At 76.5% G+C, this 1,326-nt stretch carries 1 protein-coding gene and 1 pseudogene; one reads left to right on the top strand and one right to left on the bottom strand.

Annotation, left to right across the window (positions count from 1 at the left end):
* Positions 1 to 381: pseudogene (locus tag AE652_RS41530) on the bottom strand (hypothetical protein); the annotation flags it as partial.
* Positions 382 to 710: 329 nt separating this feature from the next.
* Between AE652_RS41530 and AE652_RS41525 the strand changes: the two are divergent.
* Positions 711 to 1,211, top strand: coding sequence for an SsgA family sporulation/cell division regulator (locus AE652_RS41525; protein ID WP_049661187.1), 501 nt, complete (start codon positions 711 to 713; stop codon positions 1,209 to 1,211).
* Positions 1,212 to 1,326 lie beyond the last annotated feature (115 nt).

Here is a 1,326-nt window from a genome sequence, read left to right as displayed (position 1 = left end):
CGGGGAGGCGGCGACCGGGGGGTCCACCGAGCGGTGCGTGGACGGGTGCGTCGAGGGCCGGTTCGCGGCGGGGGAGGACGACGGGCCGTCGGTCGGGGTCTGCGCCGAGACCGCCTCGGCCTCCTCGGTGGCGCCCGGCGTGGGCGGCGGGGTGCTGCCGACCCGGGCGACGCCGGCCCGGCGGCCGATCCCCTGCTGTTCGTTGAGCAGCAGGGTGGTCGCGATGCTGATGCCGACCACGGTGGACATCGCCATCGCGGCGCCGGAGAAGCGCAGGGTGGGCAGCCGGAACAGGCCGCCGAACGGGCGCGGCCGCCCGTGCCGGCCCTGCCGTGCGGGCTCGTGCTGCACGTCCCGCGCGGTGTCCTCGCGCACAGCCACCGGACCCCTCCCTCCCCGAAGCCGCCGTCGCGTCGCCGTATTCTCCCACGCGCCGCCGCCGGGCCCGGCTCCGGCCGCGGAGGGCCGGTTCCACGCGGGCCCGCGTGGGGAGAGGGGAGAGCGTACCAGCGGGCGGCCGCGGCCCGGTCGCACCCCCTCCACTTCGCGGACATCCGTGCGCCACACGGAAGTTGACGCTCCATCTGATAAGCGCCGGCAAGGGAAGGAAGGCCCGGCCGGGGGTTATTGCAACCCCCTTGCAACCCTTGCCCGCCGTACCGGGCGTGACGCAGGCTGAGGGCATCCCACGCCGTCCCGGAGAGACCGTCATGCCGTCCGACCCGCTGTCCGCAGCCTCCAGTGCACCCCTCGCCGCCCCCCCCACGGGCGGCGATGGGGAGGTCTCCACCGCCGCTCCGGCGGCGGTGGAGGAGGTGCTGATCCTGCGGATCTCGCTGGGCGAGGAGGTGGTCGGCGAGGTGCGCACCCGGTTCCGGTTCACCGCCGCGCGCCCGTACGAGGTGCTGCTGACCTTCCACCTGGGGCGGCCGGACGAGGCGGACTGGGTGTTCTCGCGCGAACTGCTGCGCGACGGCCTGCGCGCGCTGAGCGGGCAGGGCGACGTCAAACTGTGGCCGGCGTACTGCCCGTGCCACGGCTCGACGCTGCACCTGGCGCTCGAATCCCCGCACGGCAGCGCGCTGCTGGAGGCCTCCAAGCCCCGGGTGCAGGCCTGGCTGGACCGCACCTACGCGCTGGTCTCCGAGTACCAGGAGCGCCACTGCGGCCCCACCGACGCCGAACTGGCCGCGCTGCTCGCCGAGGGCTGAGGCTCCGCCCCCGGAAGCCGGGACAGACCGTCAGCGGCGCTCCGGCGGCCCGGCGGCGCACGGCGGCGCGAGGGGCGGCGCGCCGGGCAACCGGGCCGTCCCCGCCGCCAGCGCG

Origin of the sequence: Kitasatospora sp. MY 5-36, assembly GCF_001182915.1 — a bacterium.
GTDB lineage: Bacteria > Actinomycetota > Actinomycetes > Streptomycetales > Streptomycetaceae > Kitasatospora.
This window is presented reverse-complemented; position numbering and strand designations above follow the sequence as displayed.